Below are 23,599 nucleotides of genomic sequence, written 5' to 3'. Positions count from 1 at the left end.
GAAAAATTGCCCACGCGAGGTGGGCAATTTGAAATACATATCAGGAAAAGTTCTAGTTCAAGCCAATGATTGAGCCATCTACAAAGTAAAAAGCTTTGCCGCCATTGCCGTCTTTGTATTTGCCCAATACAGTGGTTTCGTCACTGGCGTAAACCGTGGGTACAGCATTGGGCGAACTCCAAAAACGAATGCCATCTTGGTTCTTTAACTTAATGGTGCCGTCTTTGTCCTTAACCGCATTGCTCACACCCGTTCCCTCTAAGACAAATCCACCAGCAATTTCAAATCGAATGGTGGCAGAGTCAATCTGCACTTTATCAGAGTTGAATGTGTGCGATATGCCAAGACTGGTCTTGATGTAATCCGTCGAATTTTTTGCATTCACACTGCCCACAAAATTGAGGGTATTGCCGTCATCGTTATCAGATGCAATGGCTTTGGTACTGTCGAATTCAGCATACTTTGGTTTTTTGATGGTGATCACGCCTTTCAGAACATCACCGTCTCCGCCAGAGCTTAGGTCGCTGATTGTGCCGTCGAAAACAACAGAGGTTGGTGCATCATTTATACCTTTTTTATCCAATGTCCACCCAGAGGCAGTGATGATTCCAGTCCCTTTGGTTTGATAACCCGTGTAAGTCAACTTCAGATACATGGAATTGGCACGATCAGAAACCACACCCGATGCACTTGTGCTTCTCTTCACCTCCGCATAAGACCCCTCTGCAAGTTCATATTTAACCATCTTGCTTGTATCAACTTCAACCGAACCTGTTTTAGCAGTTTCATAAGCGGTAGCTGAACCATTGATCGTGTTGCGAAAAATATTACCGCCCATGTCTGAGGTACTAGAAGATAGGCTGGCTTCGACATACCCAACATCCATGGTGTTGGATGAGCTGCTTGGGGGCAGCGTTCCGGTGAATTTAACACTGGTCAAGTTTCCATCGGTTCGCACACGCTCGACGGTTGCAACCCCTACATAATTGAAGCAGGTGTACTTGGTTGATGTGGCAGTTCTTTTCGCGTAGTCATAGGCAGTACCAGCCGAGTTCAAACATCCAGCGTTATATGTGTTGGTTTTTGTTGTCAAATCAAAATCGTAAGGACCCGCACGAGAGTAAGGACTCTGTGCAGGGATTTGATATTTTGAAATATCGCTCTTATCACTGGCGTTGTTGACATTCATCGCAACAACTTGACGAACAGTCAAAGCCTGAAAAGAGTTTCCACCCAAGGGCTTTAGGCTGATGGACAAAACATTTGTGGCGCCAACCACGTTTGTTAAATCAGCACTCATCCCGGTATACACCGTAGACCTCGGAGTCCAACCACTACCTGATTTAGCAAAATAACAAAAAACATCGGTACTGGCCTGTCCAGTGCTGACCTTTTCAGTTTTACATGCCGTGTAATCACCCTTGCCATTGAGCATGTCACCCACTGTTCCATCGCTTTTGTAGAAGTAAGTCTTGCCTCCATCAGTGAAGGTACTGGCATTGGCAGCATCTGAACCATTTGCTTTGTCATAAAGCTCAGTCGCCAACGTAATTGCCGATACGCGTGCAATTACTTTTTCAACATCAGGCCGCACATAGGTCGCCACTTCTGCTTCTATGCGGGTTTGTTGTTTGTCCAAGTAGCCCGTTTTAGAGGAATTGGAAAAACGGTTAAATGCTTCACGCATGAACTTGGCCATGGTTTTTGCCTGCTCCACTGCGGCCATGGAAGTTGTACTTGGTGGGGTGTAGGCCATTTTTCCGTCGGACCCTGCTGCAGCGACAACCACGTCTCTGCTGCTTTTGGCGTTGGTCACAACTTGGTCAAGGTTGGATTTAATGGTGGCAACCAAACTAGCGGAATCAGTCAACCCAGCAGCCGCGAGCTTGGTTTGAATCGAACTGCTGCTGCTAGGGTCTATGGTTTGAACCGAAATGGTCCCATCGGACTTTCGGATGGGCACATTGACAGCAACCGTCGTGTTGAACACCGTGTTCATGGTGCTCATGCTATTGCCAGTGCCGCTTGTTGCCACAATAGATGTGGTTGAAGGCGCAATGGCTTTCATGGCACTGATCCCGCACGCAACAGTAGTGCAAGCGGCCCCAGTCGTTGGGTTTTTAAACTGACCGTTTTTACCGGCATTGACCACCTGGGCCAGTTTTTGAACCATGGCTATTTGCTGGCCCATGGCGGCAGAGTCGCCAGAGGACTCTTTCAAATCCACCACCGGCTTGGTCGAGAGATCAATGCCGAAATTGCTTTGAACCATGGCATTGGCTTGATTGACCGCCGCGGTGTCGACCGTGCCGGAGGCAACAGCTGCGGCGGCTGCAATCTCACTAAACGGGGTGACTTGGGCGGCAGTACCTGCAGAGGCTACTACGGCTCGAAGACCATCTTCCACATCAAAGGTCTCATCCAATCCAGTAAGTTCGTTCATCATGGTGGCACCTGTGGCTGGCATCACCTTGACCAGCACCGGGCCAGTCCATCCATCGGCGAGAGAAACGCTGTAACTACCGTCTACCCCAGTTGTTCCTGTGGCACAACTGGCATCGGCTTGCACAGCGCCGCCAGTGATGCGACAAACAAGCACCTTGGCGCCCTTGATGATGCCTTTGGCTGCGTAACCTGAAGTGGTTGTGGCCGTGGTTGATGTGCTGCTGGAGCCGCCCCCGCCGCCACAGGCGCTCAGAAGGGCTGCGGCAGACAAGACAAAAATAGAAGAAGTGAATCGAGTGAACATGTGATGATATTTCCCAGTTTTGCTGATTTTTGAGATAGTAAACCATTTATCAAAAATTAATCAACAAAACACAAATAATCACATATGTCTTTTTGCCTTATATGTCAATTTCTAAACAAATAGTTCAAAAGAGCAATCATGTGGCCTCACCTTTACCAGGCCATCAAGCAAACACCTCGGTGTCCACCTCTGAGTTGGCCTGGTCGTTGTAGCGGTTGCCCACCACGTTGTGCTGACCGATCATGGCCTCTAGGCGCTGCATGTGTTCCGCATTGAGCTTCACATCCATGGCACCCAAGTCGTCATGCAAATGCGCAATCGATGTGGTGCCAGGGATGGCAACGATGTGCGGGGCTTTGTGCAGCAACCAAGCGATGGCCAATTGCGAAGGGCTGCAACCGAGTTCTTGTGCCATGGCCAAGTAAGGCGGCAGCAATTGCAAATTGCGCGGGAAGTTCTCGGCGTTGAAGCGCGGCATGCCGCGGCGGATGTCTTTGGCGTCGAGTTGGTCGATGTCAATCGGCTTGCCGCACAAAAACCCACGCGCCACGGGGCTGAAGGCCACAAAGGTGGTGCCCAACTCACGGCAAGCGTCGAGCACCGCGATTTCGGGGTTGCGCGTCCACAGCGAATATTCGGTTTGCACCGCCGCGATGGGGTGCACCGCATGGGCTTTGCGCAAGGTCTTGGCCGAGACCTCGGACAAACCAATGCTGCGAATCTTGCCGGCGCGCACCAAGTCGCTCAAGCCGCCCACGCTGTCTTCGATGGGCACTTTTTTGTCCCAGCGGTGCAGGTAGTACAGGTCAATCACATCGGTTTTCAAACGCCGCAGGGCGTCTTCGCAGGTTTGGCGCAGGGTGGCCGGTCGGCCATCGATGACGCGCACCAATTTGCCGTCGCCTTGCACGTCCACGCCTTGCATGCCGCATTTGCTGGCCAGGGTAAAGCGTTGGCGATGGGGCGACAGGGCCTTGCCCACCAATTGTTCGCTCACGCCAAAGCCGTACAAGGCAGCGGTATCAAAGTGGGTGACACCGGCATCCAAAGCGGTGAGCAACAAGCGCTCGGCCTGCTCGGGCGGTGTTGGGTTGCCGTAGGCATGACAAATGTTCATGCAGCCCAGGCCAATGGGCGAGACTTGAAACGGGCCGAGGGCGCGGGTACTCATGAGAATTGTTGCTCCAAGTCGTGCAGCACCTGGTAGCAAGGCAGCACTTGGGCCACGCTGGCATTGGGCTCGCGGCCTTCTTGAATGGCGGCAAAAAACTCGCGGTCTTGCAGCTCAATGCCGTTCATCGACACCGCCACTTTGGACACGTCAATTTGTTCCTCTTTGCCGGTGAACAAGTCGTCATACCGGGCCAAGTAAGTGGCGGTGTCCCCGATGTAGCGGAAGTAGGTGCCCAAGGGGCCGTCGTTGTTGAAGCTCAGGCTCAAGGTGCAAATGGCGCCATTGGCGGCTTGGAGTTGAATGCTCATGTCCATGGCAATGCCCAGCGCAGGGTGAATCGGTCCTTGCACCGCATTCGCTTTGACGATGGGGCTGCCCGCCTGGTAGGCAAACAAATCCACCGTGTGCGCCGCGTGGTGCCACAACAAGTGATCGGTCCAGCTGCGCGGCTGGCCCAAGGCATTCATGTTGCTGCGCCGAAAGAAATAAGTTTGAACGTCTAGCTGCTGGATGTTGAATGCACCAGACTTGATTTTTTGGTTCACATACTGGTGGCTGGGGTTGAAGCGCCGGGTGTGGCCGCACATCGCCACTTTGCCGCTGGACTTGGCCAGATCGACCACGGCCTTGGCGTCTTTCCAGCTGTCGGCCAGGGGGATTTCCACTTGCACATGCTTGCCCGCCTGCAAACAAGCCAGCGACTGTGAGGCGTGCATTTGGGTGGGGGTGCACAAAATCACCGCATCGACCTCTTTGATCTTCAAGCTGTCGTTCAAGTCGGTGCTGACATGGGCAATGCCGTACTTTTGGGCCACTTCTTGGGTTTTGGCAAGCTCTCGCCCCACCAAAGAAATGACTTCAACGCCAGCGATGTTTTTGATGCCGTCCAAATGCTTGGTGCCGAATGCGCCAGCGCCGGCCAAGGCTACTTTGATGGTCATATTGATTCCAAATGAAGTTGAATAATGAAACTGAGTTGAGTTTAATTCAGTGCGATGACAAAGTCTGAGACAGCGTCGCAAACGGCACCACCTTGGCGATGTCTGACAAAGGCCATGCATGCTCGACCGGAGCCACCACATAGGCGCGGCTGAGTTGCAGGTCGGCACAGGCGTTCCAAAAGCCTTTGGTGACGCGCGGCGCGTCAGATAGCTTGATCTCAAAGCCGATGCGCTCACTGCCCGTATCGATCACGGCGTCCATTTCGGCACCTGCGCTGGTTCGGTAGAAATACAGCGAGGCATTGCCTCCAAACCCTTGCGACATTTGCGCGGCCAAATGGTTGATGACCAAGCCTTCCCATGAATAGCCCGCCATGGGGTGACCTTGCAGGTCATGGGCTTGCCCGATGTTGAGCAAGGCATGGAGCAGACCCAGGTCTCTGAAATAAACCTTGGGCGACTTGACCAAGCGTTTGCCCAGGTTCACGAAATAAGGCTCCAGTTTTCGAACAATCAGCGCATCGCAAAAAATATCCAAGTAGCGACTGACAGTGATGGGCGAAATCCCCCCCATGGCCACAGCCAGCGCAGAGGCATTGAACAGTTGCCCATGCTGATGCGCCAACATTCGCAAAAACCGCCACAGGGTTTCACTGGGAATGGTGATGCCCAAGGCCAACAGGTCACGCCGGACCAAGGACTGCAGGTAGTCATTGCGCCAGCGCAATGATTTGGCATCTGTGGGTGCCAACAAGCTCAAAGGCATGCCACCACGCAACCAATACTGCTGGACAGCGAGCAATTGCGCCTGGTGGGTCGGTGCGGGCGACAGCAAAGTGGATTGCACCTCATCCCACAGCAAGGGCGACAGCTCCAGGTAGCTGACGCGCCCAGCCAAAGACTCGGCCGATTGGCGCAGCAACACACCACTGGCCGAACCGAGCAACAAAAAGCGGCCCGCATGCCTGGCCGCGTCTATTTCTGGGCGCAACTGCGCAAATAATTCAGGGAAAGTTTGCACTTCGTCGATCACCACCAAGTGGTTTCGATGTGCGGAAAAAAACGCAGCGGGGTTGTCCAGCCGCGCCCGATCGGCGGGCAACTCCAAGTCCAAGAACACGGCACCCGGGGTTTGCTTGGCAATGTGCCGGGCCAACGTGGATTTGCCCACCTGACGGGCACCCAGCAACACAACCCCGGGGTAAAAGCCCAGGCGGTCTTGCAGTTCAGAGACAAATTGGCGCTCAATCATCCTTGCATTTTATTACCGAAGGTATCAATATGCAAGGATGAAATGACCCCCTGACGGCACAATCAGCGGGCTGGGTTTTCCAAAATCATGTGGCCCACGGCCGTGTTGCTGGCGGGCACATGGTAGAAGCGGTGACGCATGTTGAGCTTGGGCTGTGCCATGCCGGGGGCACGCTTGACCACATCTTCCATGGCCCCGCGCGCGATCAACCACATGACCAACTCAATGCCTTCGCTGCCAGCCTCGCGCACGTAATCGATGTGCGGGATGTTGACAGCGGCTTCGGGATCGCTGACCAAATGGTCCAAAAATGCATTGTCAAAGTCTTTGTTGATCAGGCCCGCACGGGGGCCTTGCAACTGGTGGCTCATGCCACCCGTGCCCCAGATTTGCACGTTCAAATCTTGGTCAAAGGTTTGGATCGCGTTGCGGATGGCCCGACCCAACTCAAAGCAGCGCCGACCACTGGGCACCGGGTACTGCACCACATTCACCGCAAACGGGATCACCGGACACGGCCATGCCTGGGGTTGGCCGCACATGAGCGACAAGGGCACGGTCAGGCCGTGGTCCACGTCCATTTTGTTGACGATGGTGAGGTCAAAGTCTTGTTGGATGACCGAATGGGCAATGTGCGAGGCCAGTTCAGGGTGCCCATGCACAAGGGGCACGGGCCGTGGGCCCCAGCCTTCGTCGGCGGGTTGAAACTGCGCTGCGGTACCAATGGCAAAGGTGGGGATGATGTCCAGGCTGAAGGCGGTGGCATGGTCGTTGTAAACCAAGAACACCACGTCGGGCGGGTTGTCTTGGAGCCATTGCTTGGAATACTCGTAGCCCTTGAACACCGGCTGCCAATACGGCTCGGCGGTTTTGCCCAGGTCCAGCGCGGCGCCAATGGCCGGCACATGCGAGGTGTAAACGGAAGCGGAGATGTGTGCCATGGTCAAGCCTTTGCGTTTTGGCCAGCGCGGCCTTGGGGTTGTCGGTGGGCTTGGGCGTCGCCGTCTTCGCCGACCACGCGGTTGCCGTTGGCGGAGCGTCCACCGGCGACCATCATGTTGCGGTATTCCTCTTCGGTCATGCCCGTCATGCTGCCCGCCATTTGCTGAAAGCTTTTGCCATCGGTGGCCCCAATTTTGGCGAGGAAATAAATATTGCCGCCGGTGCGGATGCACCAGTTGAGGTCACGTGCCATCACCGCATCTTTTTGCTCATCGGTCATGTCCCACTCATCCAGATAAGCACGCTCATTGGCCTTGAAGCGCTCGCGGTTGTCGGCCTTCATCAAGGACATGCAAAACTGGTTCAACCAGTAGCCACGGCGCGATTGCTCCGCGTCAAAAATGGTGGTGCCTGGGACGTCCAGGTAGGGTTTGTCCAATGCCATGGTTCAGCCTTTCCAAAGTTCGGGCCAATAAAGCCGGGTGGGGTTATCGACCAACAAGCGGCGCTGCAAATCAGCGGTGGTCGCAATGTGGGGGATGAAGTCGACCAACAAACCGTCATCGGGCATGTGGTCTTTCAAGTTGGGGTGCGGCCAATCCGTGCCCCAGAGCACGCGATCGGGAAATGTCTCGACCACGTGGCGGGCAAAGGGCACGACATCGCGGTAGGCGTTGCGCTCACCTTGCAGCGCCGCAGGCCCCGCCAGGGACAAGCGCTCGGGGCAAGTGACCTTGCTCCACACGTTTTCGTGCTGCTGCATGAACTTCATGAACAACGCAAACTCGGGGCCATCGACGGGCTGGTTCGTATTGGGGCGGCCCATGTGGTCGACCACCACGGTGGTGGGCAGCGCGGTGAAAAAGTCCCACAGTTCAGGCAAGTCCACGGCCTCAAAATAAATCACCACTTGCCAGCCCCAGGCTTTGATGCGGGTGGCAATTTCCAACAGCTCGTCTTTGGGCGTGAAGTCCACCAAACGTTTGACAAAGTTAAAGCGCACACCGCGCACACCGGCGTCGTGCATGGCCTGTAACTCGGCATCGGTGACGCTGCGTTTGACCGTTGCCACGCCACGTGCCTTGCCACCCGAATGCAGCAAGGCGTCGACCATGGCGCGGTTGTCGGCGCCGTGGCAGGTGGCTTGCACCACCACGTTTTTGGCAAAGCCCAAGTGGTCGCGCAGCGCATACAACTGGTGCTTAGACGCGTCGCAGGGCGTGTACTTGCGCTCAGGCGCATAGGGAAACTCAGCGCCCGGACCAAACACGTGGCAGTGGGCATCGACCGCACCAGCGGGCAATACAAACTGGGGTTGGCTGGGGCCGGCATACCAATCGAGCCAACCGGGTGTTTTTTCAAATTGCATGGTTCATGTCCTTGGGTTCGGGCAGGTCTGCCTCAGTGCGCGTCAGTCAACGTAGACCAAACCGGCCTTCTCCAGTGGCGCACGCATGTTGTACATGTCCAAGCCCAACTCACCGGCCGCCAGTTTGGTGCGCTTATCGCCTTCATTGGCCTCGCGGGCTGCAGCGGCGTCGGCTGCTTGCGCCGCAAACTCGGCCGGCACCACCACCACGCCGTCATCGTCGGCGACGATGGCGTCACCGGGGTTGACCAGGGCACCCGCACAGACCACGGGGAAATTGACATGGCCCAAGGTGGACTTGACCGTGCCCTTGGCGCTGATGCATTTGCTCCACACCGGAAAACCCATGGCGGTCAGCTCGGACACATCGCGCACACCGGCGTCGATGACAAACCCATGCGCCCCACGCGCTTTGAAGGAGGTGGCAATCAGGTCGCCAAAGTAGCCATCGGTACACGGCGCGCTGATGGCCGCGACCACGATGTCACCGGGTTGCACCTGCTCACAGGCCACGTGCAGCATCCAGTTGTCCCCCGGGTGCAGCAACACGGTGATCGCGGTACCGGCAACCCGGGCACCGGGGTACACCGGGCGCATATAGGTGTGCATCATGCCCACCCGACCCATGGCCTCGTGCACGGTGGCCACACCATATTTGGCCAGGCGTTCCACCGCCGATTTGTCGGCACGCTGAATGTTGCGTTTGACTTTGCCCATGTTGTTCATGTCAGTGACCTTTCTGTTTTAACAAACTGTCCAAGCGGGGGAACACGCGGCGCACATTGCCCTCGTAAATGGCGTGCCGATCGGCATCGCTCAAAATTTTGCTGGCCTGGATGTAGCGCTTGGTGTCATCAAAATAGTGGCCGGTTTGCGGGTCGATGCCACGCACCGCGCCGATCATCTCGGAGGCGAACAACACGTTTTTCACGGGGATCACGGTGTTGAGCAAATCGATGCCGGGCTGGTGGTAGACGCAGGTGTCAAAGAAAATGTTGTTGAGCAAATGCTCTTCGAGCAAAGGCTTTTTCAGCTCTTGCGCCAAACCGCGAAAACGGCCCCAGTGGTAGGGCACCGCGCCGCCGCCATGCGGGATCAAAAACTTCAGCGTCGGAAAGTCTTTGAACAAATCGCTGTTGAGGCACTGCATGAAAGCCGTGGTGTCGGCGTTCAAATAATGGGCGCCAGTGGTGTGAAAGCAGGCATTGCAACTGGTGGACACGTGGATCATGGCCGGCAGGTTGTGCTCGACCATTTTTTCGTAAATGGGATACCAGTGGCGGTCGTTCAAAGGCGGGCTGGTCCAGTGGCCGCCCGATGGGTCGGGGTTCAAATTGATGCCCACCGCGCCATATTCTTTGACGCAGCGCTCCAACTCGGGGATGCAGGTGGCCGGGTCCACGCCCGGCGACTGGGGCAGCATGGCCACGGGCACAAAGTTGTCGGGGAACATTTTGGACACCCGAAAGCACAGCTCGTTGCAAATTGCCGCCCAGGTGCTGGACACCTGGAAGTCGCCAATGTGGTGGGCCATGAAGGAGGCGCGGGGCGAAAACAGCGTGATGTCGCTGCCGCGCTCTTTCATCAGCTTGAGTTGGTTGGTCTCGATGCTGTGGCGCAAGTCGTCGTCGCTGATTTTCAAATCTGACGCTTTGGGCATCTTGGCCGGGTCTTGGATGCCTGCGATTTGCTGGTTGCGCCAATCGTCCAGGGCTATGGGCGCGGTCGTGTAATGGCCGTGGCAGTCGATGATCAGAGACATGGTTTTCCTCAGTGATGAAACAAAAAATAAAAATTCAAAGCCAGTGCATGCCGTGCCGGCGCTTGATCGGCTCCACCTCGGCACTGGCCAAAAAATCCATCCAAGCGCGCACCGCTGGCGCGCGCTGGGCATCTGCCGCTGCGGCCGTTCCCATGCCCGTCGAGAACACGCTGATGTAGGCCACATCGGGGGACAGCTCACCGAGCATGGTGATGCCCGGCAGCGACATCAATTCGCTGAGTTGCTGAAAGCCCAGGCTGGCCTCGCCCCGGGCCAACAAGGCCCCCACAGGCACGCCGGGCGGGGCTTGCAACAAACGCCCTTGCATGGCCGCGGTGATGCCCCATTGGTCAAACAATTTCTCCAAATACACACCGCTGGGGCCAGTGGAGAAAGCCACTTTGGTCGCCGCCAGCACTGCCGCCTTGAGCGCTGCCGCGCTGCCAATATCTGGGCGTGGCGCACCTTGGGGCACGGCCACGGCCACGGGCGAGCGCACCCAGTCCACCCGCGAGCCCGCCAACACCTGACCAGAGGCGATCAAACGGTCGATGGCGTCGTTGGCCAAGATCACCGCATCGAACACCTCACCCGCTTGAACCCGGCGTGCCGCGTCCACGCCGCCCACGGCCTCCACTTGCCAGAGCACACCGGTTTGTGCTTGGTAGGCCTGGGTCAAATCAGCCAGCACGGCTTGGGTGGCTTTGGAGGAAATGGCGCAGAGAGTTTGGGGGGTGACAGGCTGAGACATGGCCCATTGTGAAGCTTTGCAGGGCGCACCCATGCACCACAGGGCCACTATCTGATATGCGTTTTTTGAATATCAGATAATTGGTTATATCCAAATTAACGATATGGACCTCTACCAACTGCAATCCTTTGTAGCCGTGGCCGAGCAAGCCAGCTTCACCCGGGCCGCCCAGGTGCTGGGCTTGGCCCAGCCCGCTTTGAGCCGCCACATCCGCAGCTTGGAGGTCGAGTTGCGCCAAACCTTGCTGCTGCGCAACGGGCGTGGGGCGGTCACCACCGATGCCGGCAAGCTGTTGCTCGAACACGCCCGCGGCATCTTGCACCAGGTCGCGCGCGCCCATGAGGACCTGGATCAACTGCGCGGCGGCATGAGTGGGCGCGTGGCCCTGGGGCTGCCACCCAGTGTGGCCCGGGTACTCACCGTGCCGCTCACCCGCGCTTTCAGGGCCGAATTGCCCCAAGCGCAGCTGAGCATCCGCGAAGGGCTTTCCGCCGATTTGGCCGAGAGCTTGCTCAATGGGCGGCTGGATATTGCCGTGCTCTACAACGCCCAAGCCACCGAGGGCTTGCAGCGCCAAGCCCTGATCGACGAGGAGTTGGTGTTGGTGCATGCACGCCCGCCGGGCTTGGCCGAAGAGCCGCCTCCCCCGCCCTTGGAATGGCGCGCGTTGGCCAAATTGGCCCTGGTCACGCCCAGCCGACCCAATGCCATCCGCATGCACCTCGAAGCCGAAATGGCCCGGCATGACTGCCAGCCCAAGGTGGTGTTGGAGATCGATGGGGTGTCGGCCATTTTGGACCTGGTGGCCGACGGCGTGGGCTGCGCATTGCTCAGCCGACAAGCGGTGGCCCGCTCGACCAAACCCTCGGCCTACCAATTGCGCCCCATAGGTTCACCGCCCTTCACCATCGCCCTCTCGTTGGTGAGCAGCGACCGGCGCGCCACCACACCCACCCAGCAGCACACAGCGGCCTTGGTCAGCCACATGGTGCGCTTCCATTTGGGCCGGCTTTGACCCCAGCAAATGAAGTTGGCAACGTCTACTTTTGAAGTTAATGTCAGTTTTGTCTGATACAAACCAACAAAATGATGTATGCTTTTGCAAGTGATAAAACGCATTCAAAGTCCACACTTGCCTGGGAGAACAACATCAACCACTACCTCAATTTCGTCAATTTGGTACGCGCCTTGGCCGACGCGGAGTCCATCCCAGACCTGGACGCCAGCTCGAAACAACTGCTCGATGAGATTGCTCTGTTCCAGCATCGCGAAAAGCCCCTGACCGTGACCGAATTGATGAGCTTGGCCCACATCGCCTCTCCCGCCACCTTGCACCGCAAATTCACCCAGTTGCTCAACCTGGGGCTGGTTGATGCCGTTTTCAAAGACCGCAACCGGCGCACGAAATATGTTTTGCTGACAGCCGATGGCCAGGCCTACTTCAAGGCCATTGAGCGGGCGTTCGAGCAAGCCCTGAAAGCCGCTTGATCAGGCATTGACCGCTTTTCGCTCGGTATCTGGACAACCCATACAAATTGAGGCTATTTGAGGGTCGTGCCCTGGGTCACATCAGACCCATGGCGCCAGGCTGCCACAGCGCCAATACAGCCCCCGCCAAGGCCAGTGAAGGGCCCAAAGGGATGTGCTGGTCTTTTTGATACGTTCCCCGCCACATCAACAGCGCGGCCAACACCAAACCCAGCAGAGAAGCCCCCAGCACCAACCACGGCAACACCTGCCAACCCAGCCAAGCGCCCAAAGCGGCGAGCAACTTGAAGTCGCCGCCGCCCAAGCCGTGCTTGCCTGTGAGGCGCAAAAACACCTGGTACACCGCCCACAAGCTGAGGTAACCCACCACCGCGCCCCACAGCGCATCGGTCAAGGACACACCGATCCAGCCCAAGCTGGCGGCGATCAAGCCGGCCCACATCAAAGGCAAGGTCAAGGCGTCGGGCAACAGCATGGTGTCGGCATCCATCAGCGCCAAAGCCAGCAAGGTGGTGAAAAAGCCAGCCCAGGCCAGCGCGGTGAGGCTGCCACCCCAATGCCAAGCGCACAGGCCCCAGACCAATCCCACCGCCAACTCCACCAGCGGGTAACGCACAGAAATGGGGGTGGCACAGTGGGCGCATCGACCACGCAAGCACAGATAACTGAACACCGGCACCAAATCGCGCCAGCGCAAAGGCGTTTGGCAATGCGGGCAATGCGAGCGCGGTGTGGACAGGTTGAACACCGCCTCGCCCATGGGGTCCACAGCGTTGCTGGCCTTGAGCCATTCGCGCTCGAGCATGCGCGGCAAGCGCCACACCAACACATTGAGAAAACTGCCCAATTGCAAGCCCACCATGGCCGCTGCCAAGATGCTGAACGCTGGCTCGATGGGCATGGGCTGAGGCAGCGCGGTTCAGGAACGCGACTTGTTGGTTTGCAGGGCGATCAGTCTGTCCGCATAGTCTTGCCAAACCGGCTTGGCGGGCATGTCTTTGAACACGCCTTGCGCGGCCAAACCCGCCACCCAATCTTGTTTGGTGGCAATCGCCGCCGCCATGGTGGGTGCCACCCCGGTTTCTTGCACGGTGACGGCCGACTCGCGCATTTCTTCCGCGCGGCGTTTGCCATGCTGAACCACCCGGCTGAAAAAGTAAGCGCCTTGCTTTTCCCAGTCGATGGTGGGAAAAGTCTCGGCCATGGTGGCCAGCATTTGTGATTCCACCCCATGCTGGCGCGCTGTGGTGTAGCTCTCAACCACCAGCGCCTCCAAGCCCTTGATCATGATGCTGCGGCACATCTTGATGGCACTGGCCACACCCACGGTGTCAGCGGCGATTTGGGCATCACAGCCCCAGGCGAGCAAATGGGGCAACAGGTCTTGGGCATTTGGCCCCCCGAGCAACATGGGGGTGCGGATGCCGTGCGGTGGCACCGAAGTCATGACACCGGCCTCGACATAGCGCCCACCCGCCGCATTGATCAAATCGCTGCACTGCTGCTTGGTCTGCGGAGAGGCCGAATTCAGATCCAGAAAAAAAGCACCGGGGCGGATGTGCGGCGCCACGGCTTGGGCCACCGCCAAGGCATTGGAAGCGGTGACTGCCGACACCACCAAGTCCACTTGCTGCGCCAGCTCCTCAGCAGAGGTGCAGGGATGCACCCCATTTTTCTGGGCATGCTCCAGCATGAGCGGGCCGCGTGCGGGATCGACAAAGCCCAGGTCCCAGGTGCCGGTCCACGACACATGGGGTTTGAAGCCCAGGGCAAAGGTTTTGCCCACCTCACCGTAACCCACCACCCCCCAACGCGCGATGCCCATGGTCAGCCCTTTTTGGCGGTCATTGTTTTTCGATTTTGGCGCGGGCAATCACCTCGGCCCAGCGGCGGATATCGGCATTCAAAATATCAGCCGCACCCTCGGGCGTGCTGCCTTGGGCAATCACATTCAGGTCGCTCAAGCGTTTTTTCACATCGGGGGCATTGAGGATGGTTTGGATCTCCCGGTTCAGCTTGAGCACCACTTCGCGCGGGGTCTTGGCCGGCACGGCCAGGCCGTTCCAAGAAGCCACGTTGAAGTTGCCCAATGCGCCCCCGGTTTCACGCAACACCGGCACCTCGGGCAAGCCTGGGAAGCGCTTGTCACCCATCAAAGCCAATGGGCGCAAAGCCTTGGACTGCACCTGGGTCATGATTGGGCCCAAGATGTCCACCATGGCATCAATTTCGCCGCCGCGCAAAGCGTTGATCACCGGCGGTGTGCCATTGAAGGGCACGATTTGAATGCTCAAGCCTGCCGTACTGGCGAACAGCTCAGCGGCCAAATTCTGCGTGGTACCAATTTGCGGCGTGCCCACATTCAGCTTGCCAGGGCTGGCGCGGGCATAGGCCAGCAAATCGGCAATGGTTTTAAAGCGCCCCGTTTCGGACACCGCCAACACCAGGTCAAAACTGGCCAGCTTGGTCACCGGGGTGAAGTCTTTCACCGTGTCAAACGGCAAAGCCTTGAACAAAGAGGCACTCACCGCCGTGCCGCTGGAGATCAGCAGCAAGGTGTGGCCATCGGCATCGGCGCGGGCCACTTGCTCGCCCGCCACCACGCCACCGGCGCTGGGTTTGTTTTCAACCACCACCGATTGGCCCAAAGCTTCGCTGAGCTTTTGCCCCACGGTGCGCGCCGTGATGTCAGCCGCACCGCCAGCGGCATTGGGCACCACAATTTTGATGGCTTTGGTGGGGAAATTTTGCGCCCAAGCACCTGCGGCCACCGCCACAGAACAAATCGCAATGCACAGGTTTTTGACCCAGTGACGACCCAAGGGGAAAGCAGTGAACATGAGCAACTCCAAATATCAACCGCACCAGAAAGTCCGGCGCACCAGCAGTGGGCGTGAACTATAACGCGAGCGACTTTGCAGCGAAGGCGACCAGCCCATATCGTCTAACATCTCGCACTTAACCACGGAGTAAGCCCCATGTCTTTGCCTTTTTTGCCCGCCCGTTATGACCACGTTGGCAGCTTTTTACGCCCTGATTACCTGTTGCAAGCCCGCGCCCAAAAGGCCAAAGGCGAAATCAACGCCGAGCAGTTGCGCGCGGTCGAAGACAAGGCCATCACCGAAATCGTGCGCTTTCAAGAGAGCGTGGGCCTCAAAGCCATCACCGACGGCGAGTTTCGCCGCACCTACTTTCACATCGACTTTTTGGACCAACTGGGTGGCGTGAAAACCGACATCCCTGTCACCATCAAAAAACCCGATGGCAGCGAAGAATTGGCCCCGCCGGCCATCCGCGTGATCGACAAGGTCACCCATGTGCGCGACATCCAATTGGCCGATTACCAGTATTTGAAAAGCCAAGTCAGCGCCGGCAACACGCCCAAGGTCACCATCCCCTCGCCCACCATGCTGCACTTTCGCGGCGGGCGCGGTGGCATCAGCAAAACCGCTTACCCCGAGCTCGACCCGGTGTTCTACGACGACGTGGCCAAAGCCTATGGCGACGAGTTGCGCTCACTGGCCGCTGCCGGCTGCACCTATGTGCAAATGGACGACACCAACCTCGCCTACCTGTGCGACGACAAAATGCGCGAAGCCGCACGCCAGCGCGGTGACGATCCCAACGAGTTGCCGCACCGCTACGCCGCCTTCATCAACAAAGTGGTGGCGCAAAAGCCCGCTGGCATGACCTTGGCCATGCACCTGTGCCGGGGCAACTTCAAGAGCACCCATGCCGCAGCGGGCAACTACGAGCCCGTGGCCGAAGCGCTGCTGTCGGAGATGGACATTGACGCCTACTTCTTGGAGTACGACGACGACCGCAGTGGCGACTTCCGCCCCTTGCGTTTTCTGCCCAAAGGCAAGCTGGTGGTGCTGGGCTTGGTGACCACCAAGTTTGGCGCCATGGAGAGCAAAGACAGCCTGAAGCGGCGCATCGACGAGGCCGCCAAATTCGCGCCCATGGACCAACTCGCCCTGTCACCCCAGTGCGGTTTTTCCAGCACCGTGCACGGCAACAACATCGCGGTGGAAGACCAGCGCAACAAACTGCGCTTGGTGATTGAAACCGCGCAAGAGGTGTGGGGCGCCCACTGAAATTGGGTGGGCCCACCCTGCCCCTGCTGCTAGAGCCGGGGCACCTGATGCGCCGCGCCCACCAGTGGGCGGTGTTTCATTTCCATGACACGCACGGGCGGCATGTCACGCCTGTTCAGTACGCCATCTTGCGTGCCCTGCAAGACCAGCCCGGCATCGACCAGGTCACCCTGGCCCAACGGGTGGCGCTGGACACCTCGACCACCGCAGACATCGCCGCCCGCTTGGAAACCAAGGGCTGGATCGTGCGCCACATCCTGCCCCGGCGCCAGCGCAGCCTGCACCTGACCGATGAAGGCACGTCCTTGCTGGCCGAGATGTTGCCCCGGGTGCAGGCCATGTATGCGCGCATTCTGGAACCCCTGAACGCCAGCGAACAAGACGAGTTGCTGCGCTTGCTGGGCAAACTCACCGCCGCCGAAAACCAAACACCCCCGCCGTCCGAATAAGGGAAAACCCTCGCATTCAAGGTCTTCCATCCCCGACTCACATTCAGTATGATGAACGTCATTCAGTATACGGAATGAAAGGCGTTGACATGTTTTTGATGAACACCTGGTACGTGGCCTGCACCAGCGCAGACCTTGGCCACAAGCCTCTGGGCCGCACCATTTGCAACCAAAGCATGGTGTTTTTTCGCAATGCCGAGCAACAAGCCGTGGCGGTCGAGGACTTTTGCCCGCACCGCGGCGCCCCGCTCTCGCTGGGCCGGGTGCAAGACGGCAAATTGGTCTGTGGCTACCACGGTCTGGAAATGGGCTGCAAAGGCAAAACCGTGCACATGCCCGGCCAGCGGGTACAGGGCTTTCCCAGCATCAGCGCGTATGCAGTGATCGAGCGCTATGGGTTCGTGTGGGTGTGGCCGGGCGACGCCGCCTTGGCCGACCCCAGCTTGATGCCCGTGTTTGACTTCTTTGACAACCCCAGCTGGGCCTATGCGGGTGGCCTGTACCACGTCAAAGCCGATTACCGGTTGATGATCGACAACCTCATGGACCTGACCCACGAGACCTATGTGCACGCCAGCAGCATTGGTCAGCCCGAGATCGACGACACCCCTTGCGCCACCCACAAAGAGGGCAACGCCGTGGTGACCAGCCGTTACATGCACAACATCCAAGCGCCACCGTTTTGGCGCATGGCCATGAAAGCCAATGGGCTCGACCCCGAGGCGGCGGTGGACCGCTGGCAAATCTGCCGCTTCACCCCGCCCAGCCACGTGATGATCGATGTGGGCGTGGCCCTGGCGGGCATGGGCGGCTTTGACGCGCCAGCCCATGCCAAAGCCTCCAGCGTGGTGGTGGACTTCATCACCCCCGAAACCGAGACCTCGCACTGGTACCACTGGGGCATGGCGCGCCAATTCAAACCCCAAGACGCGGGCTTGACCGCGCAAATCCGTGAGGGCCAAGGCCAGATATTTGGCGAAGACATGCAAATGCTCGAGATGCAACAAGCCAACCTGTTGCGCCACCCGACACGCAAACTGCTGATGCTCAAAATTGATGCGGGTGGTGTGCAGTCGCGCCGGGTGATTGATCAGCTCTTGGCCGCAGAGCAAGCGACCCGCGTCACCGCTCAGGCTTGACGTGATGTCCAGCGCCACCACAAGGTGCAGACCCCCAGAACCGACAAGCCCACAAAGGCGATGAACGACCAATTGGCAATGCTGCCGCCCAGCAAGGTCCAGTCAATTTGGCTGCAGTCGCCGCCCCCACGAAAAATCATGGGAATGGCGCGTTGCAAGGGAAATGTTTCGATCATTCCGTAAAAATCCCGACCGCAACTGACCACCTCGGGCGGGTACCACTGCAACCAACTTTGGCGGGCGGCCACATAGGCCCCAAACAAGCCAAACAACACCCATGCAACAACCCAAAACAACTGCCAACGAACAGGGCTTCGGCTGGCCGCCAAAGCCGCACAAACCATGACCAACACCAAGGCATAGCGTTGAACAATGCACATGGGGCAAGGCACCAAACCCACGACATGCTGCAAATACAGGCCAAACAACAATAAGACCAAGGGCACCAGGGCGACCATCAGCAACCAGCGCCGTGGGTGGGTTTGAATCATTGCTTTCACGTTCATGGTTGACCCTTTTGGATAACTCGGTTGCGGCCATCCACAAACAAACGCAACTCGCCAGGCTCGAACGGCGTCCACGCTTCATCGGTGGTCAAGGGCGCGGTCACCACCACCGCCACCCGGTCATCGACTTGGGCCAGTTGCGCAAAGTCAATGCTCAAGTCTTGATCGGCCAGGGTGGCATGCTGGAACGGGTGTTGGCGCTGCACAAAGTAAAGGCTGGTAGAGGCATGCGCCCACAAAGCTTGCCCGTTGGAGAGCAAGCAATTGAAGGTGCCATGTTGTGCCACCCGGGGCAGCAACTCTTGCAAGGTGATCGACAACTCATTGAGGCTGGGCATGCTGGCGTGGGACTTGGCCAACTCTTGCATCAGCCAACAAAAAGCGCGTTCGCTGTCGGTGTCGCCCACAGGCCGGAAATTACCATGCAGATGGGGCGCGTAATCGACCAAATTGCCATTGTGGGCAAACACCCAATAGCGGCCCCACAACTCGCGCACAAACGGGTGACAGTTTTCCAGCGCGACCGGGCCTTGAGTCGCCTTGCGAATGTGGGCAATGACATGGCGGCTTTTGATCGGGTAGCGCCGAATCAACTCGGCCACCGGTGAGCTGCTGGCCGGCAAATGGTCGACAAAGTGGCGCAGGCCACGGTCTTCTTCTGTGCCCTCAAAAAACGCAATGCCCCAGCCGTCTTGGTGCTGGTCGGTGATGCCCCCACGCATGGCAAAGCCACTGAAGCTAAAAGTCACATCGGTGGGGTGGTTGCAGTTCAGGCCCAGAAGTTGGCACATGGCGAGGCGTTCATGGAGGCCCGATTTTGACCTGGTCAAACCGTTTTTTTCCGACGGGTGGGCATCCGTTTGGATGGCCCATAGATGGCGACATATTTAGATCATTCCAATCTTTAAAAATCATTCTATATACATATATGTCATAAACAAATAAAAACTCAGTCGTTCCCTTTTGGCCAGTTGAACTTCAGAATTCATGCATTCATTCAATGGAGAAAGCACCATGCCAACCCGATCAAATGTCATCAAGTCGTTCATTTCACTGGCTTTTTTAAGCATTTTCGGCCTGGCACAAGCCCAAAACGCCGCTGTGACCCTGCTCAATGTTTCCTACGACCCCACCCGCGAGTTATACGCCGATTTCAACAAGGCCTTTGCCGCCCACTGGAAAGCCAAAACTGGCCAAGACTTGAGCTTCAAGCAGTCACACGGCGGCTCGGGCAAGCAGGCCCGCTCCATCATTGACGGGCTGGACGCTGACGTGGCCACCCTGGCGCTGGCCGGTGACACCGATGCCCTGCACAGCAACGGCAACCTGATCCCCAAAGACTGGCAAAAACGCCTGCCGCACAACAGCACACCCTACACCTCGACCATTGTGCTGGTGGTTCGGCAAGGCAACCCAAAAAACATCAAGGACTGGGACGACCTGGTGCGACCCGACGTGAAAGTCATCACGCCCAACCCCAAGACCTCGGGCGGTGCTCGCTGGAACTATTTGGCCGCTTGGGAATTCGCCAAGCGCAAATACGGCGGTGATGACAAGGCGCAAGACTTTGTGAAAAAGCTCTACCAAAACGTCCCCGTCTTGGACACCGGTGCACGGGGCTCTTCCATCACGTTTGCCCAACGCAACCAGGGAGATGTGTTTCTGAGCTGGGAAAACGAAGCCTATTTGTTGGAAAAGGAATTCGGCAACAAAGTGGATTTTGTCTACCCCTCGATCTCCATCCTGGCAGAGCCCGCTGTGACTTTGGTGGATAAAAACGTGGACAAAAAAGGCACCCGGGTCGTGGCACAGGCCTACCTGGAATACCTCTACACCGAAGAAGCGCAAGACCTGATCGGCAAGCACTTTTACCGACCCCGCTCAGCCAAAGCACAGGCCAAGTACGCCAAACAACTGCCCAAGCTGAACCTGTTCAGCATCGATGAAGCCTTTGGCGGCTGGGACAAAGCCAGCCAGGTTCACTTTGCCGATGGTGGCAAGTTTGACCAGATCTACACCCGCAAGTGAAAAGCTCTTTTTTACTTATTCACATAAGCAAACAACAAATGATTCGTTTGAGATTTAACGAACCGCTTCCAGAATCGCGGCCATGACTGGATGGTGGTCGATCCAATGGGTCGGCCATGCCACTCTGGACATTCATCTTTTGCCCCGTCACAGACCGAATCACCATGAAAAAATTCACTCACCTCACTTTGGCTGCCACCTTGGCCTTATCAGGCTTGGCGGCCAACGCGCAAACCTTGCTCAACGCCTCGTACGACGTCGCCCGCGAGTTTTACAAAGACTACAACGTCGCTTTTATGGCGCACTACAAAAAGACCACGGGCAAAGACGTCAAGATAGACCAAGCCCACGGCGGCTCCAGCGCCCAGGCCCGGGCCGTCAATGACGGTCTGGACGCCGATGTGGTGACCATGAACACCACCACCGACATCGACTTTTTGGCCAGCACCGGCATCGTGGCCAAGGACTGGAACAAGCGTTTTCCCAACAGTGCGTCGCCCACCACTTCGACCATGCTGTTCCTCACCCGCAACGGCAACCCCAAGGGCATCAAGGACTGGGACGACCTGATCAAGCCCGGCATCCAGGTGATCGTGGTCAACCCCAAGACCGGTGGCAACGGTCGCATGGCTTATTTGGCGGCTTGGGGTTACGCCAAGAAAAAGGGCGCGAGTGATGCACAAGCCGCAGAGTTCGTGGGCAAGCTCTACAAAAACGTGCCGGTGCTGGCCAAGGGCGGGCGCGATGCGACCACCATCTTTTTGCAACGCAATATTGGCGATGTGCTGATCACGTTCGAGTCCGAAGTCATCTCGGTGGACCGCGAGTTTGGCGCGGGCAAGGTCGATGCGATCCACCCGTCGATCAGCATCGTGGCCGAAAACCCGGTGGCTGTGGTGGAGCGCACCGTGGCCAAGAAAGGCACGGGCGCTGTGGCCAAGGCCTACCTGGATTACCTGTACTCTGAAGAGGCGCAAGAGATCGCAGCCAAGCACGCGCTGCGTCCACGTTCGCAGGCGGTGCTCAAAAAGCACGCCCAAACCTTCAAGCCTTTGCAACTGTTCACGGTGGACGAGGTGTTTGGCTCCTTTGGTGAAGCGCAAAAAGTGCACTTCAACGACGGCGGTCAGTTCGACAAGATTTACACCGTCAAATAAGTTATCGCCATGACCGCATTGCCCATTGCGGCACCTGCCCAGCGGCGGGTGCCAGCCAGGGTGTTGCCCGGGTTCAACCTGACCCTCGGCTTCACCCTCTTTTACCTGTGCTTGATCGTGCTGATTCCGCTGTCGGCCCTGGTCTTCAAAACCTTTACCCTGAGCTGGGAGCAGTTCTGGGTTGCGGTGACCAGCCCTCGCGTCATGGCGTCTTACCGATTGACCTTTGGCGCTTCTCTGATTGCCGCCCTGGTCAACTTGTTTTTTGGCTTGTTGGTGGCGTGGGTGCTGGTGCGGTACGACTTTTTCGGCAAAAAGATCGTGGATGCGCTGGTGGATCTGCCATTTGCCCTGCCCACCGCGGTGGCGGGCATTTCGCTGACCGCCCTCTTGGCGGGCAATGGCTGGGTGGGCCAATACCTGGAGCCGCTGGGCATTCAGCTGGCCTTCAACCCCAACGGGGTGGTGATTGCGCTGATTTTCATTGGTTTGCCCTTTGTGGTGCGCACGGTGCAGCCGGTGCTGGAAGACACCGAAAAAGAACTCGAGGAAGCGGCCACTTGCCTGGGCGCCACGCGCTGGCAGACTTTCACGAAGGTGATCTTCCCGACCATCGCGCCTGCGTTGCTCACGGGTTTTGCCATGGCGTTTGCGCGGGCCATTGGTGAATACGGCTCGGTCATTTTCATCGCGGGCAATATGCCCATGATTTCCGAGATCACACCCCTCATCATCATCGGCAAGCTCGAGCAGTACGACTACGCAGGGGCCACTGCGGTGGCTTTGGTCATGTTGGTGGTTTCTTTTGTGTTGCTGTTGATCATCAACGCCTTGCAAACTTGGCAACGCCGCCGTTCTGGAGCCCCCGTATGAGCACCGCCTTGACCTCCAAGAAAGTCCAGGCGGGCACCACCGAGGCCCGCTGGATCCGCTACAGCCTGATCGGGCTGGCACTGACCTTCATGTTTTTGTTTTTGATCTTGCCCTTGGCTGCGGTGTTCTCCGAAGCCTTGCGCAAAGGCTTGGATGCTTACCTGGAAGCCCTCCAGGAGCCCGATGCCTGGTCGGCCATTCGCCTCACCTTGATCACCGCCGCCATTGCGGTGCCCATGAACCTGGTGTTCGGTGTGGCGGCCGCTTGGGCCATTGCCAAATACGAGTTCACGGGCAAGTCGGTGCTGACGACTTTGGTGGATTTGCCGTTCTCAGTCTCGCCCGTGGTGGCCGGTCTGATTTATGTGCTCATGTTCGGTGCGCAGGGCTGGTTTGGTCCTTGGCTGCAGGCCCAGGACATCAAGATCATTTTTGCCGTGCCCGGCATCATTTTGGCCACGGTATTTGTGACCTTTCCCTTCATTGCGCGCGAGTTGATTCCGCTCATGCAAGCGCAAGGCAGCGAAGAAGAGCAAGCGGCCATCGTCTTGGGTGCCACGGGCTGGCAAACCTTTTGGCGGGTCACTTTGCCCAACATCAAATGGGGGCTGATTTACGGCGTCATCTTGTGCAATGCCCGGGCCATGGGCGAGTTTGGTGCGGTGTCGGTGGTCTCGGGCCATATCCGGGGCCAAACCAACACCATGCCACTGCATGTGGAAATTTTGTACAACGAGTACCAGTCGGTGGCAGCCTTTACCGTGGCGTCTTTGCTGGCCTTGCTGGCGCTGGTCACCTTGGTCATCAAGTCGGTGATCGAGTGGCAGCACGAAAAAGACATGAAAGCCTCGGCCAACACGCCACCTGAGCGCCCTTTGGCATCGACTCCAGACGCCCTCGTCTGAACCCGACGGAAAGCATT

General features: G+C 57.7%; 24 protein-coding genes. 9 read left to right on the top strand and 15 right to left on the bottom strand.

Annotation, left to right across the window (positions count from 1 at the left end):
- Positions 1-52: 52 nt before the first annotated feature.
- From AC8GFZ_RS01930 to AC8GFZ_RS01885, 10 genes are all read right to left on the bottom strand, one after another.
- A complete protein-coding gene (locus AC8GFZ_RS01930) occupies positions 53-2,749 on the bottom strand; it encodes a hypothetical protein (protein WP_506641806.1) in 2,697 nt (898 codons plus the stop codon).
- Between the two features lie 163 nt (positions 2,750-2,912).
- Positions 2,913-3,920: an aldo/keto reductase gene (locus AC8GFZ_RS01925; protein WP_506641804.1), complete on the bottom strand. Its 1,008-nt coding sequence runs from the start codon at positions 3,918-3,920 to the stop codon at positions 2,913-2,915.
- Positions 3,917-4,864 carry a Gfo/Idh/MocA family oxidoreductase gene (locus tag AC8GFZ_RS01920; RefSeq protein ID WP_506641802.1) on the bottom strand — a complete coding sequence of 316 codons (948 nt, stop codon included), beginning with the start codon at positions 4,862-4,864 and terminating at the stop codon, positions 3,917-3,919. Before AC8GFZ_RS01920 ends, AC8GFZ_RS01925 begins: the two co-directional genes overlap by 4 nt.
- Before the next feature lie 46 nt (positions 4,865-4,910).
- Entirely contained in the window at positions 4,911-6,116 is a 1,206-nt protein-coding gene (locus AC8GFZ_RS01915; protein WP_506641800.1) for an ATP-binding protein, read from the bottom strand.
- A 62-nt stretch (positions 6,117-6,178) separates the two neighbouring features.
- Complete coding sequence (locus AC8GFZ_RS01910) at positions 6,179-7,057, bottom strand: class III extradiol dioxygenase subunit beta (protein WP_506641798.1); 879 nt, start codon at positions 7,055-7,057, stop codon at positions 6,179-6,181.
- A gap of 2 nt (positions 7,058-7,059) precedes the next feature.
- The gene (gene ligA / locus AC8GFZ_RS01905; protein WP_506641797.1) at positions 7,060-7,503 is read right to left on the bottom strand and encodes a protocatechuate 4,5-dioxygenase subunit alpha; all 444 of its coding nucleotides are present in this window, start codon (positions 7,501-7,503) and stop codon (positions 7,060-7,062) included.
- Positions 7,504-7,506: 3 nt separating this feature from the next.
- Positions 7,507-8,427, bottom strand: a complete 921-nt coding sequence (locus AC8GFZ_RS01900; protein WP_506641794.1) for an amidohydrolase family protein — start codon at positions 8,425-8,427, stop codon at positions 7,507-7,509.
- A gap of 42 nt (positions 8,428-8,469) precedes the next feature.
- On the bottom strand, positions 8,470-9,153 hold the full coding sequence (gene ligK, locus AC8GFZ_RS01895) for a 4-carboxy-4-hydroxy-2-oxoadipate aldolase/oxaloacetate decarboxylase (protein WP_506641792.1): 684 nt from the start codon (positions 9,151-9,153) through the stop codon (positions 8,470-8,472).
- A gap of 1 nt (position 9,154) precedes the next feature.
- Positions 9,155-10,189, bottom strand: coding sequence for an amidohydrolase family protein (locus AC8GFZ_RS01890; protein ID WP_506641790.1), 1,035 nt, complete (start codon positions 10,187-10,189; stop codon positions 9,155-9,157).
- A gap of 34 nt (positions 10,190-10,223) precedes the next feature.
- Positions 10,224-10,940 (bottom strand): substrate-binding domain-containing protein, encoded by a 717-nt coding sequence (locus AC8GFZ_RS01885; protein WP_506641788.1) that lies wholly within the window; start codon positions 10,938-10,940, stop codon positions 10,224-10,226.
- Positions 10,941-11,043: 103 nt separating this feature from the next.
- Here AC8GFZ_RS01885 and AC8GFZ_RS01880 point away from each other — a divergent pair, with 103 nt between their 5' ends.
- Both AC8GFZ_RS01880 and AC8GFZ_RS01875 read left to right on the top strand, forming a co-directional pair.
- A complete protein-coding gene (locus AC8GFZ_RS01880) occupies positions 11,044-11,955 on the top strand; it encodes a LysR substrate-binding domain-containing protein (protein WP_506641786.1) in 912 nt (303 codons plus the stop codon).
- Between the two features lie 74 nt (positions 11,956-12,029).
- Positions 12,030-12,428 (top strand): hypothetical protein, encoded by a 399-nt coding sequence (locus tag AC8GFZ_RS01875; RefSeq protein WP_506641784.1) that lies wholly within the window; start codon positions 12,030-12,032, stop codon positions 12,426-12,428.
- 76 nt (positions 12,429-12,504) lie between these two features.
- Here the strand turns inward: AC8GFZ_RS01875 and AC8GFZ_RS01870 are convergent, their stop codons facing one another.
- The 3 genes from AC8GFZ_RS01870 to AC8GFZ_RS01860 are packed head-to-tail and all read right to left on the bottom strand — an operon-like array spanning position 12,505 to position 15,268.
- Entirely contained in the window at positions 12,505-13,329 is an 825-nt protein-coding gene (locus tag AC8GFZ_RS01870) for a prepilin peptidase (RefSeq protein ID WP_506641782.1), read from the bottom strand.
- A gap of 18 nt (positions 13,330-13,347) precedes the next feature.
- Positions 13,348-14,253, bottom strand: a complete 906-nt coding sequence (locus AC8GFZ_RS01865; protein ID WP_506641780.1) for an NAD(P)-dependent oxidoreductase — start codon at positions 14,251-14,253, stop codon at positions 13,348-13,350.
- Between the two features lie 19 nt (positions 14,254-14,272).
- A complete protein-coding gene (locus AC8GFZ_RS01860; protein ID WP_506641778.1) occupies positions 14,273-15,268 on the bottom strand; it encodes a Bug family tripartite tricarboxylate transporter substrate binding protein in 996 nt (331 codons plus the stop codon).
- Positions 15,269-15,406: 138 nt separating this feature from the next.
- Here AC8GFZ_RS01860 and AC8GFZ_RS01855 point away from each other — a divergent pair, with 138 nt between their 5' ends.
- From AC8GFZ_RS01855 to AC8GFZ_RS01845, 3 genes are all read left to right on the top strand, one after another.
- Positions 15,407-16,525: a 5-methyltetrahydropteroyltriglutamate--homocysteine S-methyltransferase gene (locus AC8GFZ_RS01855; RefSeq protein WP_506641776.1), complete on the top strand. Its 1,119-nt coding sequence runs from the start codon at positions 15,407-15,409 to the stop codon at positions 16,523-16,525.
- 47 nt (positions 16,526-16,572) lie between these two features.
- Positions 16,573-16,974: a MarR family winged helix-turn-helix transcriptional regulator gene (locus AC8GFZ_RS01850; protein WP_506641774.1), complete on the top strand. Its 402-nt coding sequence runs from the start codon at positions 16,573-16,575 to the stop codon at positions 16,972-16,974.
- Between the two features lie 89 nt (positions 16,975-17,063).
- Complete coding sequence (locus AC8GFZ_RS01845) at positions 17,064-18,113, top strand: Rieske 2Fe-2S domain-containing protein (RefSeq protein ID WP_506641772.1); 1,050 nt, start codon at positions 17,064-17,066, stop codon at positions 18,111-18,113.
- Here AC8GFZ_RS01845 and AC8GFZ_RS01840 read toward each other — a convergent pair.
- Both AC8GFZ_RS01840 and AC8GFZ_RS01835 read right to left on the bottom strand, forming a co-directional pair.
- Complete coding sequence (locus AC8GFZ_RS01840) at positions 18,104-18,619, bottom strand: disulfide bond formation protein B (RefSeq protein WP_506641770.1); 516 nt, start codon at positions 18,617-18,619, stop codon at positions 18,104-18,106. The two genes, AC8GFZ_RS01845 and AC8GFZ_RS01840, sit on opposite strands and share 10 nt — an antisense overlap.
- Positions 18,616-19,410, bottom strand: coding sequence for a class II glutamine amidotransferase (locus tag AC8GFZ_RS01835; protein ID WP_506641768.1), 795 nt, complete (start codon positions 19,408-19,410; stop codon positions 18,616-18,618). The genes AC8GFZ_RS01840 and AC8GFZ_RS01835 overlap by 4 nt, the downstream gene beginning before the upstream one ends.
- 223 nt (positions 19,411-19,633) lie before the next feature.
- On the opposite strand from AC8GFZ_RS01835, the gene AC8GFZ_RS01830 reads away from it, so the two are divergent.
- From AC8GFZ_RS01830 to cysW, 4 genes are all read left to right on the top strand, one after another.
- Entirely contained in the window at positions 19,634-20,647 is a 1,014-nt protein-coding gene (locus AC8GFZ_RS01830) for a sulfate ABC transporter substrate-binding protein (RefSeq protein ID WP_506641766.1), read from the top strand.
- A gap of 164 nt (positions 20,648-20,811) precedes the next feature.
- Positions 20,812-21,804: a sulfate ABC transporter substrate-binding protein gene (locus tag AC8GFZ_RS01825; protein ID WP_506641764.1), complete on the top strand. Its 993-nt coding sequence runs from the start codon at positions 20,812-20,814 to the stop codon at positions 21,802-21,804.
- 9 nt (positions 21,805-21,813) lie between these two features.
- Positions 21,814-22,677, top strand: coding sequence for a sulfate ABC transporter permease subunit CysT (gene cysT / locus AC8GFZ_RS01820; RefSeq protein WP_506641762.1), 864 nt, complete (start codon positions 21,814-21,816; stop codon positions 22,675-22,677).
- Positions 22,674-23,582, top strand: coding sequence for a sulfate ABC transporter permease subunit CysW (gene cysW, locus AC8GFZ_RS01815; protein WP_506641760.1), 909 nt, complete (start codon positions 22,674-22,676; stop codon positions 23,580-23,582). Before cysT ends, cysW begins: the two co-directional genes overlap by 4 nt.
- Positions 23,583-23,599 lie beyond the last annotated feature (17 nt).

This window comes from Limnohabitans rimovensis (SeqCode) (genome assembly GCF_965234775.1).
Classification (GTDB): Bacteria; Pseudomonadota; Gammaproteobacteria; order Burkholderiales; family Burkholderiaceae_C; genus Limnohabitans; species Limnohabitans rimovensis.
This window is presented reverse-complemented; position numbering and strand designations above follow the sequence as displayed.

What these genes read in the sequence shown, in the direction of transcription:
- AC8GFZ_RS01930 (WP_506641806.1), bottom strand. Translation starts at nt 2,749, where the DNA reads ATGTTCACTCGATTCACTTCTTCTATTTTTGTCTTGTCTGCCGCAGCC.
- AC8GFZ_RS01925 (WP_506641804.1), bottom strand. Translation starts at nt 3,920, where the DNA reads ATGAGTACCCGCGCCCTCGGCCCGTTTCAAGTCTCGCCCATTGGCCTG.
- AC8GFZ_RS01920 (WP_506641802.1), bottom strand. Translation starts at nt 4,864, where the DNA reads ATGACCATCAAAGTAGCCTTGGCCGGCGCTGGCGCATTCGGCACCAAG.
- AC8GFZ_RS01915 (WP_506641800.1), bottom strand. Translation starts at nt 6,116, where the DNA reads ATGATTGAGCGCCAATTTGTCTCTGAACTGCAAGACCGCCTGGGCTTT.
- AC8GFZ_RS01910 (WP_506641798.1), bottom strand. Translation starts at nt 7,057, where the DNA reads ATGGCACACATCTCCGCTTCCGTTTACACCTCGCATGTGCCGGCCATT.
- ligA (WP_506641797.1), bottom strand. Translation starts at nt 7,503, where the DNA reads ATGGCATTGGACAAACCCTACCTGGACGTCCCAGGCACCACCATTTTT.
- AC8GFZ_RS01900 (WP_506641794.1), bottom strand. Translation starts at nt 8,427, where the DNA reads ATGCAATTTGAAAAAACACCCGGTTGGCTCGATTGGTATGCCGGCCCC.
- ligK (WP_506641792.1), bottom strand. Translation starts at nt 9,153, where the DNA reads ATGAACAACATGGGCAAAGTCAAACGCAACATTCAGCGTGCCGACAAA.
- AC8GFZ_RS01890 (WP_506641790.1), bottom strand. Translation starts at nt 10,189, where the DNA reads ATGTCTCTGATCATCGACTGCCACGGCCATTACACGACCGCGCCCATA.
- AC8GFZ_RS01885 (WP_506641788.1), bottom strand. Translation starts at nt 10,940, where the DNA reads ATGTCTCAGCCTGTCACCCCCCAAACTCTCTGCGCCATTTCCTCCAAA.
- AC8GFZ_RS01880 (WP_506641786.1), top strand. Translation starts at nt 11,044, where the DNA reads ATGGACCTCTACCAACTGCAATCCTTTGTAGCCGTGGCCGAGCAAGCC.
- AC8GFZ_RS01875 (WP_506641784.1), top strand. Translation starts at nt 12,030, where the DNA reads ATGTATGCTTTTGCAAGTGATAAAACGCATTCAAAGTCCACACTTGCC.
- AC8GFZ_RS01870 (WP_506641782.1), bottom strand. Translation starts at nt 13,329, where the DNA reads ATGCCCATCGAGCCAGCGTTCAGCATCTTGGCAGCGGCCATGGTGGGC.
- AC8GFZ_RS01865 (WP_506641780.1), bottom strand. Translation starts at nt 14,253, where the DNA reads ATGGGCATCGCGCGTTGGGGGGTGGTGGGTTACGGTGAGGTGGGCAAA.
- AC8GFZ_RS01860 (WP_506641778.1), bottom strand. Translation starts at nt 15,268, where the DNA reads ATGTTCACTGCTTTCCCCTTGGGTCGTCACTGGGTCAAAAACCTGTGC.
- AC8GFZ_RS01855 (WP_506641776.1), top strand. Translation starts at nt 15,407, where the DNA reads ATGTCTTTGCCTTTTTTGCCCGCCCGTTATGACCACGTTGGCAGCTTT.
- AC8GFZ_RS01850 (WP_506641774.1), top strand. Translation starts at nt 16,573, where the DNA reads ATGCGCCGCGCCCACCAGTGGGCGGTGTTTCATTTCCATGACACGCAC.
- AC8GFZ_RS01845 (WP_506641772.1), top strand. Translation starts at nt 17,064, where the DNA reads ATGTTTTTGATGAACACCTGGTACGTGGCCTGCACCAGCGCAGACCTT.
- AC8GFZ_RS01840 (WP_506641770.1), bottom strand. Translation starts at nt 18,619, where the DNA reads ATGAACGTGAAAGCAATGATTCAAACCCACCCACGGCGCTGGTTGCTG.
- AC8GFZ_RS01835 (WP_506641768.1), bottom strand. Translation starts at nt 19,410, where the DNA reads ATGTGCCAACTTCTGGGCCTGAACTGCAACCACCCCACCGATGTGACT.
- AC8GFZ_RS01830 (WP_506641766.1), top strand. Translation starts at nt 19,634, where the DNA reads ATGCCAACCCGATCAAATGTCATCAAGTCGTTCATTTCACTGGCTTTT.
- AC8GFZ_RS01825 (WP_506641764.1), top strand. Translation starts at nt 20,812, where the DNA reads ATGAAAAAATTCACTCACCTCACTTTGGCTGCCACCTTGGCCTTATCA.
- cysT (WP_506641762.1), top strand. Translation starts at nt 21,814, where the DNA reads ATGACCGCATTGCCCATTGCGGCACCTGCCCAGCGGCGGGTGCCAGCC.
- cysW (WP_506641760.1), top strand. Translation starts at nt 22,674, where the DNA reads ATGAGCACCGCCTTGACCTCCAAGAAAGTCCAGGCGGGCACCACCGAG.